The organism is Neptuniibacter sp. QD57_21 (assembly GCF_047778075.1).
GTDB lineage: Bacteria > Pseudomonadota > Gammaproteobacteria > Pseudomonadales > Balneatricaceae > Neptuniibacter.
The window spans coordinates 3,308,374-3,324,800 of record NZ_CP180549.1 but is presented as its reverse complement, the minus strand read 5'-3'; the positions used below and the strand labels follow the sequence as shown (position 1 = coordinate 3,324,800).

The window sequence follows — 16,427 nt, the reverse complement described above, 5'->3', positions numbered from 1 at the left end:
AACAATGTTTAATAAGGCTTTTAAGTACTTTTCTGTACTATTTTTGACACTGTTTGCATTCCAAGTGCATGCTGTGGCGCGTCTAATACCAGCAGAACCTCAAATCGCAGCGACTGCGTATCTTGTCGTTGATGCCGATACAGGAAAGGTTATTGCGTCTAAGAATGCTGAAAAGGCGTTTGCGCCAGCGAGCCTGACCAAAATGATGACGGCCTACATCCTTGAGTATGAATTAAGTAAAGGAAATGTAGGTGTAGATGATCTTGTACTTATCAGTGAAAAAGCATGGCGGACTCAAGGTTCGCGTATGTTTATTCGCGAAGGAACCCAAGTACGTCTAGGCGACTTGATGAAAGGGATCATTATTCAGTCTGGTAACGATGCATCTGTTGCAGTAGCTGAGCATATTGCGGGTAGTGAGCCGGCCTTTGCGGATCTGATGAATCAGCATGCGGACCTACTTGGTATGCAAAATACGAATTTCCTGAATGCGACAGGTTTGCCTGCTGAGGGCCATAAGTCATCTGCTGCGGATCTAGCAACGCTTGCTCGAGCAATCATTAATGATTTTCCTGAGCTCTACAGCATCTACTCTGAAAAGTATTTCACTTACAACAAAATCCGCCAACCAAACCGTAACAAGCTACTTTGGCGTGATAAAACTGTTGATGGTATGAAGACAGGTTACACCGATGAAGCAGGTTATTGTCTAGTGGCTTCAGCGAAGCGTGATGGTATGCGACTCATCTCTGTTGTTTTAGGTACCAGTGATGAAGAAGCTCGTGCACGTGAAACTCAGAAGCTATTGTCCTACGCTTTCCGTTACTACCGCACGCACAAGCTATACGAGAGCAATGTCGTACTGAATACAGCGAAAGTGTGGTCGGGCGTATCTGATCAACTGCGTATGGGCATTGAAGATTCACTTACAGTAACCATCCCGCGTGGGCAGGCAGATAAACTGCAAGCTACAATGGATGTAGACAAGGTTATTTCAGCGCCAATTGAAAAAGGACAAGAGCTAGGCAAAGTTCGTGTAACACTTGATGGTGCGTTGGTCGCTGAGGTGCCATTGGTAGCGATGGAAGCTGTTCCAGAAGCCGGTTTGTTAAAGCGTATTTGGCATGCCATCCTACTTTTCTTTACCAGCTTAATTGGCTAAACGCATTTAGCGTTGCCCTTTAAAACTGCACGGATGCCCACATCTATAAACGTAGATGTGGGCATTTGTGTTTAGGTGATATGAATACAGTCTATCTGAATGGCGAATTCATCCCTCAAGAGGAAGCGAAAATTTCGGTTTTTGACCGTGGCTTTCTGTTTGGGGACAGTGTTTATGAGGTGATTCCATACTATCAAGGGATAGGGTTTCGCCTGCAGGAGCATGTTGATCGTTTAGAGCATAGTTTGCGCGCGGTTCGAATCAAAAGTAACTGCGATTGGATTGCCATCATGAACCAACTGGTTGAGTTGAATGGTGGGGGCAATTTGTCGGTATATCTTCAGGTTACACGAGGTAGTGCTGGTAAGCGTAGCCACGCGTACGATGATAGTTTAGAACCAACTATCTTTGCTTGTTGTTCGCCTATCAAAGATATCTGGCAAGCGGGCTGCGATGATGTGGTGCCTTTAAAAGCGATTGTCACAGAAGATCTACGTTGGCATCGCTGCGATATTAAATCCACTTGCTTGCTACCTAATATATTGGTGTTACAGCAAGCCAAAGATGAAGGGGTGGATGAGGCGCTGTTCTCCCGTGATGAAAGATTAACAGAGGGCTCAGCCTGTAACCTGTTTTTGGTGAAGCGCGGAGTTATCTACACCCCTAAACGTAGTTCAGAGATATTAGGTGGCATTACCCGAGAGCTTATTCTTGAATTGTCAGACCAGTATGCGATTCAATATCAAGAGATTGATATTGATTATGATAAGTTACTGGCTGCGGATGAGGTTTGGGTGTCCAGTTCCACCCGAGGTATAGTGCCTATAATTGAAGTTGATGGTCATCAGATTGGTGATGGCCAGAAAGGTCCGGTTTGGCGGAAGATTTTTGAGAAGTTTTCTGAGTATCAACGGCAGTTGATGACCGGTAAGCCAACAGAGAATTAGACAGAGTTTATGACAGACAAGCAGCAAGAACCGCCAAAGATCGAATTTCCATGTCCTGACTATCCAATTAAAGTCGTTGGGGTAAATAGTGCAGATTTTCGCGGTCACGTTATCGAAATTGTGCAGATTCATGTTCCGGATCTGGATATCTCTCAGGTAACTTTGCAGGATAGCCGTAAAGGCACATTCCAATCCGTGCGTTTTAAAATAACAGCTCAAAGTGTCGAGCAGCTTAAAGCTCTGCACGAAGCGTTAATCGCGTCTGATCGCGTAAAAATGGTGATCTGATGAGCCCTGATCAGCTAATTGTCAGGGATTTAGGTTTACAGCCTTACGAACCAACATGGCAGCGGATGCAAGATTTCACTAATGAGCGTGATGACTCGGTCGTGGATGAAATTTGGTCGCTGCAACATGAGCCGGTGTTTACACAGGGGCAAGCAGGTAAAGAGGAGCACCTGTTAGGTACGGGTGATATTCCGGTTGTTCAGGTGGATCGGGGTGGTCAAGTCACTTACCACGGCCCTGGACAGGCAATTATCTACCTGCTGCTGAATTTAAAACGTAAGAAATTAGGTGTGCGTGAACTGGTTTCAATTATGGAAGAATCTGTGGTTGAAACAGTCCAGTCCTATGGCATAGACGCTTATGCTAAACCGGATGCACCCGGCGTTTATGTGGATAATAGTAAAATTGCATCCTTAGGCCTTAGGGTTCGCCGAGGTTGCTCTTTCCATGGTTTGGCACTTAACCTTGCTATGGATTTAGAACCCTTTTTAAGAATCAACCCATGTGGCTATGCCGGTATGGCGATGACACAACTTGACGCGTTAACTTCTGACCTTGATCAGGTTGAGGCAACGCAGCGTCTTCTAGATATCCTTATTACCAAGCTAGGGTATAAAGAAGTCACTCGACAAACTACTCTGGATTAAGCCTAGATGTCATTAGATAACAATAACGAAGTAAAGAAGAAGCGGGTAGAGCAGGGCGTTAAATTGCGTGGCGCCGATAAAGTTGATCGAATTCCTATTAAGGTAATTCCAACGGAGAAAGAAGATATGCCGCGTAAGCCTGATTGGCTGCGTGTGCGGATGGGATCAAGTGCAAAAGTGGACAGTATCAAGCAGAAGCTGCGTAAGCATAAGCTCGCGTCTGTTTGTGAAGAGGCAAGCTGCCCGAACTTAGGCGAATGCTTTAGCCATGGTACAGCTACTTTTATGATTATGGGTGATATCTGCACCCGTCGTTGTCCATTCTGTGACGTAGCTCACGGCCGTCCAAATGCTCTAGACGAGAATGAGCCTAGAGAGATGGCAGAAGCGATCGCGGATATGGAGTTGCGCTATGTCGTAGTAACTTCAGTTGACCGTGATGATCTTCGCGATGGTGGCGCTCAGCACTTTGCTAATTGCGTTAGTGAAACGCGTCAGCGTATTCCATCTATCGAGATGGAGATCCTAGTACCTGACTTCCGTGGTCGTATGGATATCGCGATCGATATCCTTACTGAAACACCGCCAGATGTTTTTAACCACAATATGGAAACTGTACCCCGCCTATATAAAGCGGTACGTCCAGGTTCTGATTATGAGTGGTCTCTACGCTTGTTGAAAAAATACAAAGCGAAGAACCCAGATGTACGTACCAAGTCTGGCTTGATGGTAGGCATTGGTGAAACCAATGAAGAGATCATTGAGGTAATGAAAGACCTACGTGCTCATGATGTGGATATGTTAACAATCGGTCAATATCTACAACCAAGCCGTTCACACCTTAAGGTAGAGCGCTTTGTGACGCCTGAAGAGTTTGATGAGTTTAGCCGCATTGCAAAAGAACTTGGTTTCAAACATGCTGCGTGTGGTCCTTTGGTTCGTTCCTCTTACCATGCCGATCTACAAGCGAAGGGTGAAAAGGTAGGTTAATATCCCTCCTTTAACGTTAAGTTATCCACAAAGGCCGTTTTTAGAACGGCCTTTTTTATTGCTAGTGGCCTAAGGTCATCCCAGCGAAGGCAGGAATCTAGATTAGGTTTTGGTAGTTATAGCTGATATTGGTTCTTAGGTCCGCTGCTCTTATAGCTATTTGTTCTTATCCTTATAACTTAAAAATCTCTATATTAGAGCTATCTAATATTAATTCTGCCTAAGGCAGTAAAGATTAAAACTAAGGTTAATTATGAGTACTAAAACCATCTCTGTGACTGCCACTATGAATGCGGGTTGGGCTATCCACGCGGATATCCGTGACCACAAAGTAACGATCGATCAACCGCAGGCGAGCGGTGGCACCAATGAAGGCCCTACACCACTTGAGTACTTCCTGTTCTCTTTAGCGGGTTGTATCGGCTCAATCGCACGAATTGCTGCGAATCAGGAAAAGATCGAACTACGTAGTATGCAGATCCAAGTCGATGGTGATCTGAATCCAATGGGACTTATGGGCAAAGAAACTGAAGATCGTGTTGGCTTTCAGGCGATTAGCGTTCAAGCACAGATCGATGCAGATCTCAGCGAAACCGAGAAACAATTATTCTTAGATAGAGTTTGCGTACGTTGTCCGCTGCACGACAATATTAAGTTGGAAACTGAAGTTCTGCACCAATATATCGGGTAGGCTTTTCGAATGAGTTGTCGTAACTTTTAAGGCTTAAATTAGGGCATTAACTCCTTAGCGGCAACTCGTTATACTGCCCTTATGATCAAATTTCTAGCTCCACTTGTCTTCTTAGTGCTATCCGGCTGTACTCCATATGTTCAGCCAACAAACACGCCTGCCGAACTTGATCAAATCACTGTTACAAATCTATCCAATCAGACTTTGACCAGTGTTCGGATCGAAGTTTTATCCACAAGGAGTAAAATTGTTTGTCAGCAGGTTGCTCCAAATGGTTTTTGCGCGTTTCGATTTAAAGCGCGACCTTTACGTGGAGAGACTGCGCAGATCGATTGGCAGATTGGTGATCAGCAGTGGTATGAGACTATCAGTGCTAAGGATGTGAAAATTTCGCAAGGTTGGCACCAAGTAAAGTTAAACCTGACGCTAACTTCAGATGGTCAGGCTAAAATAATAGCTGTTGAGTCAAATTAAACGCCTTTATCGGGGATGTAATGTTACATAAAACGATGTTTTCCACCCCTGTGGTTCAGCCTTGTTTGCGCTGGTTCTCTCGAACTGTTCTGAAACTGTTGGGCTGGAAGGTTGTGGGTAATATCCCCAAAGAGTTAAAGCAGTGTGTTGTGATTGGTGCCCCCCATACTACTAACTGGGATATGCCGTTTAGTTTGATGGTAGCTTTCTCGCTGGATGTACCGCTCTATTGGGTGGGAAAGGACAGTATCTTTAAATTTCCTTTTGGCGGTTTGATGCGCTGGATGGGAGGAATTCCGGTTGATCGAAGCAAGTCGAACAATATGGTTGAAGCAACGGTGCAACAATTTGATCAACATGCCGAACTGCGGATTATGATGTCCCCCGAAGGCACGCGCTCTAAAGTGGATAAATGGAAATCCGGTTTCTACTATATTGCTCATGGGGCAGGTGTGCCGATTGCCTTGGGCTTTATCGATTACAAGCAGAAGAAGGCGGGGGTGCTAGGTAGCTTCGAAACCAGCGGCGATTATGAGGCTGATTTGGCAAAGATTTTTGAACAATATGGGGATTATCTACATCCCACTCAGTAATAAGTTAAAGGGGGCGCTTACTTAGCTGTCATATGTGAATGCTGAAGTTTAACTACATATTGAGCTACAGCATCTGCTTGTTTTTCTGAAAGCTGATCAAAAACCGGCATGCTGTGTTTTTCTTTGTTGTAGCCGTATTTGATCATCAAAATAATCTTATACGCTTCCATCGGTTCCTTTCCGGCAAACTTTTCCATATATGCGCCGGGGCCATGCTTGGTATGGCACTCTTTGCAGTAGTAACCATATAGATCCTCTCCAGATTTCATTCGCTCCGGCGGAATCTCCCTATCGCAGCCGCTTAGTAAAAGTGCTGTTGTGCATAATAGACTTAAGGCGAGTGGACGCATGGCTATCTATCTCATTGATATATAACCGCATCATAGCTGATGAGGCGTGGTGAAACTAGCAGTTCTTGAGTGCTTAATTAGGAAGTGCGAGTGCTTGCCCAGCAAGGGTTAGCGAAATGGAAGTCAGCAATAGCCAAGCGTCGCCAACAGCCATGCCCTTAACGATTTTATCTACTTCGGCGCATTGCTGCAGAGCTTGGTTGATCTGAACACCGCTAATACGTTGTGAGGCTTTGCGCGCTAAGGGCTTGCGTTTACCCCAGATGCGTTCCCGTTGGCATACTGCATCGAAGGATTGGCCATTGTTTTGTGCTTGTTGGATCGCTGCTAGGGAGCGAAGCTCTTTGGATAGGGCCCAAAGCACGACTGGAGGCTCAGTACCATCTTGTCGTAAAACTTGCAGAATCTTGCAGCAACGAGAGGCTTGGCCTTGTAGGGCTGCGTCTGAAAGGCCGTAGATATCATAGCGGGAGCTATCAGATACGGCGTTGATGACATCGTCGGCGGTAACAACTTGGCTAGGGAACAGTAGGCTGAGTTTGCTCAGTTCTTGCTTGGCTGCCAATAGGTTGCCTTCAATGCGATCACAAAGCAGCTGAATCGCTTCATCATCTAATTTTAGCTCGATCTGTGCTGCGCGCTGACGAATCCAGTTGGGTAGTTGCTCAGCTTCTACGGGCCATACTTCAACTATTACCCCCGTGCTATCGATCGCTTTAAACCAAGCGCTCTTTTTAGCGGCGCCATCGAGTTTATCGGCAATAATAAACAAGATGTTATCCGGTGCAGGATTATTGAGGTATTCGCGCAGGATCTCGCTGGATTTTTTATTTAGCTTACTGCTACCAAGGCGTAGCTCGATAATCTTCTTTTCTGCAAACAGAGAAAGTGCGTTGGCGCATTCGAGCAAGTATTCCCAGCTGAAGCTACCATCGACATGAAGCACTTCACGTTCGCTAAAGCCTTGTTGTTGCAGGTGTTGACGAAGAAGGTCGCTACTCTCTTCTGAGAGTAGGGGCTCATCACCGGTAATTAGATAAACCGGTGATAGACCTTTTTTCAGATGACCGCTAAGTTGCTCTGGACGCAGTTTCATGCAGGCTTATTGGGCGCTGTTACTGGATAGATAGCGGCGAAGAATTGATTGTGCAACGGAGTTATATAACTCGCGGCGTAATAACTCTTCTTGTTCAGAACTCGCTGCTGCAGCATTTTTGTTGTAGGTATATGTACGATCGCGCTGAAGTTTAATGTCTGAGGTTATAGGGTTGCCTTGTTGGTCAGCGACTAACATAACAACTTCTACCGATAGCTCATACTCATCAACATCAGCACTGCTACTGATTGTCGCGGCGCGGCGTTTATATCGGAACTGGCGAAGCTGGATCTGGTAAGGAGCACCTGCTATCTCCCTAACACCATTAAATTTCATATTTTGGCGTAAGGATTTGAGCAGTTCAGAGTTAGCATTACCGGAGATAATCGTTACTTGCTGCTTGTCTGCAGAAACTTCTTGAGCGCCACGCAGCTGAAAGCCGCATGCGCTCATGAATCCACACAGAGTTAGCAACAGAATGATTTTTCCAGTCAATGATTGCCATTGTTTGATCATGATCTGCTCCTTAATCTGCGCTTATTAACCAACTACGATATTCACTAGGCGGCCAGGTACAACAATCTTCTTACGGATTGTCTTATCTGCCATGTGCTTTTGAACATTTTCGTCAGCTAGCGCTGTGTGAAGGACAACATCTTCATCTGCATCTGCAGCAACATTGATCTTCGCACGTACTTTGCCGTTAACCTGAACAACCAGTTGAATGGTGTCTTGAACTAGTGCGCTCTCGTCAACCTGTGGCCAAGCCGCAGTTAGAGCATCGCCTTCATTACCTAGTTCAATCCAAAGCTGGTGGCTTATATGCGGAACGATTGGGCCTAGTAGCAATACTGCTGCTTCTAGTGCTTCTTGCATTACCGCACGGCCTTGTTCGCTGATATCAACAAACTTAGCGATTGTATTCGACAGTTCCATTACAGCTGCGATTGCTGTGTTGAATGTCTGGCGGCGTTCCATATCGTCAGATACTTTCTGAATCGTGGAGTGAACCTTTAGACGCAGCTCTTTCTGAACGTCAGTTAGGCTGTTTTTGTCGATAGCAGTAGTAGAACCACCCACTTTTAGATGATCGTGAACTTGTTTCCATAGACGTTTAAGGAAACGGTGCGCACCTTCAACACCTGTATCAGACCACTCTAGAGATTGTTCTGGTGGTGCAGCGAACATCATAAATAGACGAACTGTATCCGCGCCGTACTTATCGATCATTACTTGTGGGTCGATGCCGTTGTTCTTGGACTTAGACATCTTAGACATACCGTCATGCTGAAGCGCCTGACCAGTAGAGCGATGAGCTGCGCTAACTACGCGGCCTTTCTCATCAGTTTTGATATCAACATCTGATGGAGATACCCAAACCTGACCACCGTTCTCATCTTCATGGAAGAAGCTGTCAGCCAATACCATGCCTTGGCAAAGTAGGCGTTTGAATGGCTCATCACTATCAACCAAACCTTCATCACGCATCAACTTGTGGAAGAAGCGTGAGTAAAGTAGATGAAGAATCGCGTGTTCAATACCACCGATATACTGATCTACTGGAAGCCAGTAGTTCGCTTTTTCAGGCTCAAGCATGGCATTTTCGCTGCTACGAGAAGCATAACGCGCGTAGTACCAAGAAGATTCCATGAAAGTATCGAATGTATCGGTTTCACGTTCAGCAGCACCACCGCATTTAGGGCAGGTTGTGTTGATGAAGCTTTCCATCTTTTTGATTGGAGAGCCGCTACCATCAAACTCAACTTCTGTAGGTAGTACAACTGGAAGCTGATCTTCTGGAACAGGCACTGCACCACAGCTCTTGCAGTTGATGACAGGGATTGGAGCACCCCAGTAACGCTGACGAGATACACCCCAGTCACGTAGACGGAAGTTAACCGTAACTTTACCTTTGCCTTTCGCTTCTAGGTCGGATGCGATTGCTTTAAAGGCAACGTCGAATTCAAGATCGTCGTAAGCGCCAGAGTTAACCAAAGCGCCTTTTTCTGTGTACGCTTCTACGCTTAGATCAACGTCTGCATCGTCTAGTGGGCGGATAACTTGTTTGATATCCAAACCGTACGTGGTCGCAAATTCCCAATCGCGCTGATCGTGGCCCGGTACAGACATAACTGCGCCAGAACCGTAATCCATCAATACAAAGTTAGCAGTCCAAACAGGTACTTCTTCACCTGTTAGTGGGTGAGTGGCAGTGATGCCAAGCGCCATGCCTTTCTTTTCCATTGTTGCCATGTCTGCTTCGGCAACTTTTACGTTTTTGCACTCTTCAACAAATGCCGCAAGTTCTGGATTATTTGCCGCAGCTTTAAGTGCCAGTGGGTGTTGAGCTGCAACGGCAACGTAAGTCACACCCATTAGTGTGTCAGGACGTGTTGTGAAGACTTCTAGCTCACCGTAACCGTCAACGTCGAACATTAGCTCAACGCCTTCAGAGCGGCCGATCCAGTTCTTCTGCATTGTACGAACCTGCTCTGGCCATTGATCTAGTTTGTCTAGATCTTCCAGCAGCTGGTCTGCGTAATCTGTGATTTTAAGGAACCACTGAGGGATCTTCTTACGCTCAACTAACGCACCTGAGCGCCAGCCGCGACCATCGATCACCTGCTCGTTGGCAAGGACTGTTTGGTCAACAGGATCCCAGTTTACTTCAGCTTCTTTCTTGTAAACTAAGCCTTTGTCCATCAATTTAGTGAAGAACCATTGCTCCCAACGGTAGTACTCTGGGTGGCACGTTGCTAGTTCACGGTTCCAGTCGTAACCAAAGCCCATCTGCTGTAGCTGGTTACGCATGTAATCGATGTTTTCATAGGTCCATTTTGCTGGCGCAACGTTGTTTTTCATCGCTGCGTTTTCTGCAGGAAGACCGAAAGCGTCCCAACCCATTGGTTGAAGTACGTTTTTACCCTGCATGCGCTGGTAACGGGAAACTACATCACCAATGGTGTAGTTACGAACATGGCCCATGTGGAGACGTCCACTTGGGTAAGGGAACATAGACAGGCAGTAGAATTTTTCTTTCTGCAGATCTTCTTCACATTTGAAGCTGTCGTTATCTTGCCAGTGTTTCTGGATGGCTTGTTCAATCTTCTGAGGGCGATATTGTTCGTTCATGTTCGTGAATCGTTATGCCTATGATGAAAAACCGGCATCCAATTGACGCCGGTTAATAAAAGTTTGCTAATTGGGGCATAGCATACAATATATACAAGAGGGCAAACAGCATTTCTGCTAAAAACGAGGTGGTTTTATGGGCGCGGATAGCGATAAGAAAACGAAACTGGCTTCAGCTGACTATGACAGAGTGCTTCTGCGGCTAACAAAGGATCTGAAAACGTCGGAAGCTAAGTCTTGGGATCTATTGCAGGAGAAGATCCATGATGCTGTGGAATTAGAATTAGCGGCAGAGGATATGACTCGGGATGAGATGGATCTGCTTAAGGCTTACTTAGCTCGAGATCTTAAAACATTGGGCTACTATGCCCATGAAACAGGTGCGGGGATTGCTGCATGGCTGAAATTTGATTTGAATGCGTTAGAGCATACGTTTGCTGAGCAGCTCAAGTTGATAGCAGATCAAACCCGTATCGGGCAAGAGATGTTACGAGAGCGTTTAGACCATGATGAGGATCAGTACATTGCTGGTGAGTTGGCTACAGTAGGGACGTTGCAGTGTTTAAGTTGTTCAACTCAGTTTGTTTTAAAGAAAACAGAAAAACTTGAGCCTTGTCAGGCCTGTGGCAAAACGTTCTTTAAGCGTGTTTCTCAACCTTGGCCATAATGGATAGTTTTAACTGAAATCGGGGTAGGGATTGTCTCGCAGGGCTAGCTGATGACGCCCTAGCCCGAACAGAGTAAACAGTCCTGCTAAGACTAGGATCGGTAGTGATCCAAACTCCTGAAAAGGCGTCATACCTTGCATGCTAAAAACTTGTGTTCGTAAGACGCCTGCCTGGAACTGTGGAAGTTGTTTTACGATCTGCCCTTGAGGATCGATAATACCGGTAAGGCCGTTGTTGGTTCCTCGTATCAGCCAGCGACCATTTTCTACCGCTCTTACTCGTGCAATCTGCATATGTTGAGCCGGTGCGATGGACGCGCCAAACCAAGTATCGTTAGACACAGTAAGCAATATATCGGCGTTTAACGAGTTCTTTCTGACTAGTTCTGGGTAGGCAATTTCGTAGCAGATAGCGGCGCTAATCTTGTGGTTGGCGACTGTTAGCAGTGGTTGTTCCCCTTGTGGAAGAGAAAAACTCGACATTGGCAGATTGAAGAAGTCGAGTAACCCTCTGATCTGCGTTTCCATAGGTACATATTCACCAAAGGGAACGAGTCTCTGTTTGTGATAGATGCCGCTGTCTGTGGTAAGAATCGCTAAACTATTATGCACGCGATAACCTTTAGGATGATCATTGTCTCTTGTGGTACTGGGTAAACCGCTGATCAATGAGGTGCCGTTGCTGTCTAAATCGCTCAGCAATTCAGCCAAAGGTGTTGCTGCATGCTGGAACAGAGCTGGAATAGCTGTTTCTGGCCATAGCATTAATTCAGTGTCGATATGAGGCTGAGATAGCTTGATATATTTAGCAAAGATCTCAGGGCGATATTCCGGGTTCCATTTAATTTGCTGTGGGATATTAGGTTGAACGATCGCGACTTTGAGAGCCTTATCCGTTGCAGCTGTCCATGGATTGAAAGAGAGTATGCTTGCTATCAATGGCAGTGGCAGCAATAACAAGGGTCTCAGATTGCGACTGCGAATAAATTCGGCTGCAGCAATTGCTGTTGCCAGCATGGCAAAACTTGCTAGCCATACGCCGCCTATAGGTAAAAGATTCTGGAATGGGGTATCTAAAGATGCGTTACCTAAATACAGCCAAGGGAAGCCGGTAAATAACCAGCTACGTAGCCACTCAAATAGTACCCAGCAGCCAATAAAACTCAGAGATTGGAAGCGGGCAGAGAATAGCTTTTTCCAAGCGCACTGTTGTAGTGCAAAGAGAAGGGCTAGGCCTGCCACGAAAAGTGCGGTTAAAGTGAGGGCGATGGGTAAGGGTGTATGACTGTGCTCATGAATGCTCACAAACACCCAAGATGCACCGGTTCCAAAGAAACCTAGACCAAAAAAATAGCCAAGCCAACTGCTTTGCTTTATTGATCGGTTCCGGCTGCATAGATACAAAATGGCCGGAGGCAGTAAGGCTAAATAGGGTGTATCAAATGGTGCTAAGGAGGGGGCAATTAATGCCCCTGCAAGCAAAACGAGTAGCAGTTGCAGAGGCATAGGGATTATCCGTTACGGCTTACCTGTAGTAGGCGGATTCGACGGGTATCAGCAGACAAAATTTTAAACTGGAAGTTTTCGATTTCTACACTTTCATCTTTTTTCGGCATACGACCAAATTTTTGTGTAACGATACCGCCGATAGTATCGAACTCTTCTTCAGAGAAAGTTGTGTCGAAATACTCGTTGAAGTCGTCAACTGGCGTAAGGGCTTTAACAATAAAGGCATTCTTATCGAATGGTTTGATGTTGCCATCATCTTCTTCGCTATCATGCTCATCTTCGATTTCGCCCACGATCTGTTCTAATACATCCTCGATGGTGATTAGACCAGATACGCCACCGTACTCATCCATCACAATCGCCATGTGGTTACGCGTAACACGGAACTCTTTTAGGAGAATATTCAAGCGTTTAGATTCAGGGATGAAAGTCGCAGTGCGCAGCTTGCTTTTAAGATCGAATTGGTCGAGGTTGCCTTCTAGAATTAGTGGAAGAAGGTCTTTTGCGAGTAGAACACCAAGGATTTCATCTGGCGTTTCTCCGATCACTGGGAAGCGAGAATGCGCGCTGGAAATAATAACTGGTAGGAACTCTTTAGGCGTTTGATCCGCTTCCACAACTACCATTTGTGAGCGAGGGATCATTACATCACGAACCTGCATGTCTGATACTTGCATGGCACCTTCCATAATGGTCAGTGCTTCGTTATCTAGCAGATTTTCGTCGGTCGCTTGACGCAAATCGGTTAACAGATCCTCGCGGCTGCGAGGTTCGTCATTAAACGCTTGGGAAAGCTTTTCTAACCAGCCTTTCGGCTGTCCCGATCGATCTTCGCTCATGGTGTGTTGAGTGTCCTGATATTTAGTTACTTTCCAAGTATGGGTCTTTTATATCCATACTGGCGAGAATTTTACGTTCGAGATTTTCCATCTCTTCAGCTTCTTCATCATTTATATGATCGAAACCGATTAGATGCAAGCAGCCATGCACAACCATGTGGGTCCAATGGTCAAACAAAGGCTTTTTTTGCTCCTTTGCTTCTTTAGCAACCACATCGGCACAGATAACAAGATCACCTAGTAGGTGCAGAGGAACGCCTTCAGGCACCTCAAATGGGAAGGAGAGAACGTTCGTTGGTTTATCTTTATCGCGATAAGTGCGGTTGAGGGTTTGGCTCTCTTCCGGTGTTACTATGCGGATGCACACTTCACCTTCATCAACCTGGCCGGTCAGCGCAGCGGATATCCATTGCTGAAACTGATCTTCTGTCGGTAGATTGCCTTCAATCTCGTACTGAACTTCGCATTCAAAACTCATTTATGAGAATCCTGCTTGCCTTCTTTTTTCTCAAAACGGTCATAAGCACGGACGATGTGCTGAACCAGTGGATGTCGCACGACGTCTTTAGCGGTGAAGTGAGTAAAGCCGATATCTTTTACATCGTCTAGCACTTGCATCGCGTGGATCAAACCCGAGCGCGTGCCTTTAGGTAGATCGACCTGAGTGATATCACCGGTAATAACTGCAGTAGAACCAAAACCGATACGTGTCAGGAACATCTTCATCTGTTCGCGCGTCGTGTTCTGGCTTTCATCCAGAATAACGAATGAGTTATTCAGGGTACGGCCACGCATATAGGCCAGAGGCGCAACTTCGATCACGTTACGCTCAATCAATTTGCCTACACGTTCAAATCCTAGCATCTCATACAGCGCGTCATAGAGAGGACGCAGATATGGATCAACTTTTTGGCTTAGATCACCTGGCAGAAAGCCTAGCTTTTCACCGGCTTCAACAGCAGGACGAACCAATAAGATGCGATCTACTTCTTCACGTTCTAAGGCATCAACTGCGCAGGCAACCGCAAGGTAGGTTTTACCTGTGCCCGCCGGGCCAATACCAAAATTGATATCGTGTTGAAGGATTGAGCGTACATAGCCTTGCTGGTTTTCACCGCGAGGGCGGATCAACGCTTTTTTCGTACGGATACTGATATCCGTATCTTTAATCTGTTGATTGCTATTACGCTGTTCCAGACCGCTTTCTTGAATTAGAAGATGGATCTGATCGGGTGAGATACGTTTGTCCTGCTTAGCATCGTTATAAAGTGCTTCAAGCATTTCGGAAACGAAGGTGATGTTTTCGATATCACCCAGTAGTTGGAAGTGATTACCGTGGTTACGAATCTCAATGCCTAAACGTTTCTCAACCAGTTTGAAGTGCTCGTTGAACGGGCCACCAAGGTTTGCTAGGAACTCAGCATTTTCAGGTTCTAGTGTGATTTTGATCGATTGTGCAGTGCTCAACAGCTTAGCCCGCCTTCAAGGAAAAATTGTCGTCCAGTTCTGAACAGATTAGCTCACCTACTAAAGAGTTGGCATAAGCTTGAGCAATATTCACATCGGCAAAGTGGCCGATTAGATCTGGGTTATCGCAACGGAAGTTCACAACACGGTTGTTTTCAGTACGACCTGAAAGTAAGCCCGGATCTTTCTTAGAATAACCGTTAACCAAAATACGCTGAGTGGTACCCACCATGCGACGGCTGATCTGCTGAGCATTTTGAATAATGCGGCTTTGCAGAATTTGTAGACGCGCTTTCTTAGTTTCTTCGTCGATATTGTCAGGCAGATCAGATGCCGGTGTGCCCGGACGACGGCTGTAGATAAAGCTATAGCTGTTATCAAAGCCGATATCTTCGATTAGCTTCATTGTCGCTTCGAAATCAGCGTCAGTTTCATTCGGGAAACCGATGATAAAGTCAGAAGAGATCTCGATATCTGGGCGTGCTTTACGGATACGACGGATCTTTGATTTGTACTCAAGCGCAGTGTGACCACGTTTCATGGCCATTAGGATTTTGTCAGAGCCGCTTTGTACCGGTAAGTGAAGGAAGCTCACTAACTCAGGCACATCTTCATAGGCTTCGATCAAGCTGTCAGTGAACTCTACCGGGTGGCTGGTAGTGAAACGAATACGATCAATACCATCAACCTCTGCTACACAACGGATCAATTCTGCTAGATCGGCAGTATCGCCATCATGCGTATCACCACGGTAAGCGTTCACGTTTTGACCGAGTAGGTTAACTTCACGCACGCCTTGCTCAGCAAGCTCAACACATTCAGTAATAACATCGTCTAGAGGGCGGCTTACTTCTTCACCACGTGTATAAGGTACAACGCAGAAAGTGCAGTACTTAGAGCAGCCTTCCATCACAGAAACAAAGGCTTCAGCGCCTTCTACTTTAGGGGCTGGAAGGTGATCGAACTTCTCGATTTCAGGGAAAGAGACATCGACAATGCCTACACCGCCGTTACCGGTTTCAGTAATCATCTCGGGCAAACGGTGTAATGTTTGCGGGCCAAAGATCATATCAACGTAAGGTGCACGTTTTAGAATATTGTCGCCTTCCTGACTAGCTACGCAGCCACCGATACCAATTTTGATATCTGGATTCTTCGCTTTCAGTTTGCGCCAGCGGCCTAGCTGGTGGAATACTTTTTCCTGAGCTTTTTCACGAATCGAACAGGTGTTCAGGAGCAGAACGTCCGCTTCATCAGCGTCCTCAGTTAGCTCAAGATCATGACTTTCCCCCAACAGATCCGCCATACGTGCAGAGTCGTACTCGTTCATCTGACAGCCGTGGGTTTTAATAAATAGCTTCTTCGCCATTGTTCACCTGTATTTTGCGTGTATCAAAGCCCGGCAGGAAAATATGGCCGGGTGCATAAAGGACCGCGCATTATACTTAAGCGGCCAGATAATGAACAGTTTAGTCGAGTTGAAATCGGCTCATTTTCTCAGTTGATATGGTTGCAAAAGCCTTGGTTTTAAAAGGGGTTTTAGAGATCCGAGTTGAGCTATGGGTATTTGGTACT

General features: G+C 45.9%; 18 protein-coding genes. 9 read left to right on the top strand and 9 right to left on the bottom strand.

Going from position 1 to position 16,427, the window contains the following annotated elements:
- The first annotated feature begins 4 nt into the window (after window positions 1-4).
- From ACMXYS_RS15125 to ACMXYS_RS15090, 8 genes are all read left to right on the top strand, one after another.
- Entirely contained in the window at window positions 5-1,162 is a 1,158-nt protein-coding gene (locus ACMXYS_RS15125; RefSeq protein ID WP_415882507.1) for a D-alanyl-D-alanine carboxypeptidase family protein, read from the top strand.
- Between the two features lie 80 nt (window positions 1,163-1,242).
- Window positions 1,243-2,109, top strand: coding sequence for an aminotransferase class IV (locus ACMXYS_RS15120; RefSeq protein ID WP_415882506.1), 867 nt, complete (start codon window positions 1,243-1,245; stop codon window positions 2,107-2,109).
- A 9-nt stretch (window positions 2,110-2,118) separates the two neighbouring features.
- Window positions 2,119-2,397 carry a YbeD family protein gene (locus ACMXYS_RS15115; protein WP_415897017.1) on the top strand — a complete coding sequence of 93 codons (279 nt, stop codon included), beginning with the start codon at window positions 2,119-2,121 and terminating at the stop codon, window positions 2,395-2,397.
- Entirely contained in the window at window positions 2,397-3,044 is a 648-nt protein-coding gene (gene lipB, locus ACMXYS_RS15110; protein ID WP_415897016.1) for a lipoyl(octanoyl) transferase LipB, read from the top strand. The genes ACMXYS_RS15115 and lipB overlap by 1 nt, the downstream gene beginning before the upstream one ends.
- 6 nt (window positions 3,045-3,050) lie before the next feature.
- A complete protein-coding gene (lipA, locus tag ACMXYS_RS15105; protein ID WP_415882503.1) occupies window positions 3,051-4,034 on the top strand; it encodes a lipoyl synthase in 984 nt (327 codons plus the stop codon).
- A gap of 253 nt (window positions 4,035-4,287) precedes the next feature.
- Window positions 4,288-4,725, top strand: a complete 438-nt coding sequence (locus ACMXYS_RS15100; protein WP_415897015.1) for an OsmC family protein — start codon at window positions 4,288-4,290, stop codon at window positions 4,723-4,725.
- Window positions 4,726-4,806: 81 nt separating this feature from the next.
- Entirely contained in the window at window positions 4,807-5,199 is a 393-nt protein-coding gene (locus tag ACMXYS_RS15095; RefSeq protein WP_415897014.1) for a hypothetical protein, read from the top strand.
- Window positions 5,200-5,219: 20 nt separating this feature from the next.
- On the top strand, window positions 5,220-5,792 hold the full coding sequence (locus ACMXYS_RS15090; RefSeq protein ID WP_415882499.1) for a lysophospholipid acyltransferase family protein: 573 nt from the start codon (window positions 5,220-5,222) through the stop codon (window positions 5,790-5,792).
- 17 nt (window positions 5,793-5,809) lie between these two features.
- Here ACMXYS_RS15090 and ACMXYS_RS15085 read toward each other — a convergent pair whose 3' ends face one another.
- The 4 genes from ACMXYS_RS15085 to leuS all read right to left on the bottom strand — a co-directional run bounded on the left by ACMXYS_RS15085 (window position 5,810) and on the right by leuS (window position 10,370).
- Window positions 5,810-6,061: a c-type cytochrome gene (locus ACMXYS_RS15085; RefSeq protein WP_415882498.1), complete on the bottom strand. Its 252-nt coding sequence runs from the start codon at window positions 6,059-6,061 to the stop codon at window positions 5,810-5,812.
- 154 nt (window positions 6,062-6,215) lie between these two features.
- Window positions 6,216-7,238, bottom strand: coding sequence for a DNA polymerase III subunit delta (holA, locus tag ACMXYS_RS15080; protein ID WP_415897013.1), 1,023 nt, complete (start codon window positions 7,236-7,238; stop codon window positions 6,216-6,218).
- A gap of 6 nt (window positions 7,239-7,244) precedes the next feature.
- A complete protein-coding gene (gene lptE, locus ACMXYS_RS15075) occupies window positions 7,245-7,754 on the bottom strand; it encodes an LPS assembly lipoprotein LptE (RefSeq protein ID WP_415897012.1) in 510 nt (169 codons plus the stop codon).
- A 24-nt stretch (window positions 7,755-7,778) separates the two neighbouring features.
- Window positions 7,779-10,370: a leucine--tRNA ligase gene (gene leuS / locus ACMXYS_RS15070; RefSeq protein ID WP_415897011.1), complete on the bottom strand. Its 2,592-nt coding sequence runs from the start codon at window positions 10,368-10,370 to the stop codon at window positions 7,779-7,781.
- 136 nt (window positions 10,371-10,506) lie between these two features.
- On the opposite strand from leuS, the gene ACMXYS_RS15065 reads away from it, so the two are divergent.
- Window positions 10,507-11,037: a zinc ribbon-containing protein gene (locus ACMXYS_RS15065; protein ID WP_415897010.1), complete on the top strand. Its 531-nt coding sequence runs from the start codon at window positions 10,507-10,509 to the stop codon at window positions 11,035-11,037.
- Window positions 11,038-11,046: 9 nt separating this feature from the next.
- On the opposite strand, the gene lnt is transcribed toward ACMXYS_RS15065, so the two are convergent.
- The 5 genes from lnt to miaB are packed head-to-tail and all read right to left on the bottom strand — an operon-like array spanning window position 11,047 to window position 16,221.
- Window positions 11,047-12,543 carry an apolipoprotein N-acyltransferase gene (gene lnt, locus ACMXYS_RS15060; RefSeq protein ID WP_415897009.1) on the bottom strand — a complete coding sequence of 499 codons (1,497 nt, stop codon included), beginning with the start codon at window positions 12,541-12,543 and terminating at the stop codon, window positions 11,047-11,049.
- Window positions 12,544-12,548: 5 nt separating this feature from the next.
- On the bottom strand, window positions 12,549-13,385 hold the full coding sequence (locus ACMXYS_RS15055; protein WP_415882492.1) for an HlyC/CorC family transporter: 837 nt from the start codon (window positions 13,383-13,385) through the stop codon (window positions 12,549-12,551).
- Window positions 13,386-13,407: 22 nt separating this feature from the next.
- Window positions 13,408-13,863, bottom strand: coding sequence for an rRNA maturation RNase YbeY (gene ybeY, locus ACMXYS_RS15050; RefSeq protein ID WP_415882491.1), 456 nt, complete (start codon window positions 13,861-13,863; stop codon window positions 13,408-13,410).
- Window positions 13,860-14,852, bottom strand: a complete 993-nt coding sequence (locus ACMXYS_RS15045; protein WP_415882490.1) for a PhoH family protein — start codon at window positions 14,850-14,852, stop codon at window positions 13,860-13,862. The genes ybeY and ACMXYS_RS15045 overlap by 4 nt, the downstream gene beginning before the upstream one ends.
- A 4-nt stretch (window positions 14,853-14,856) precedes the next feature.
- Window positions 14,857-16,221, bottom strand: a complete 1,365-nt coding sequence (miaB, locus tag ACMXYS_RS15040) for a tRNA (N6-isopentenyl adenosine(37)-C2)-methylthiotransferase MiaB (protein WP_415882489.1) — start codon at window positions 16,219-16,221, stop codon at window positions 14,857-14,859.
- Window positions 16,222-16,427: the final 206 nt, after the last annotated feature.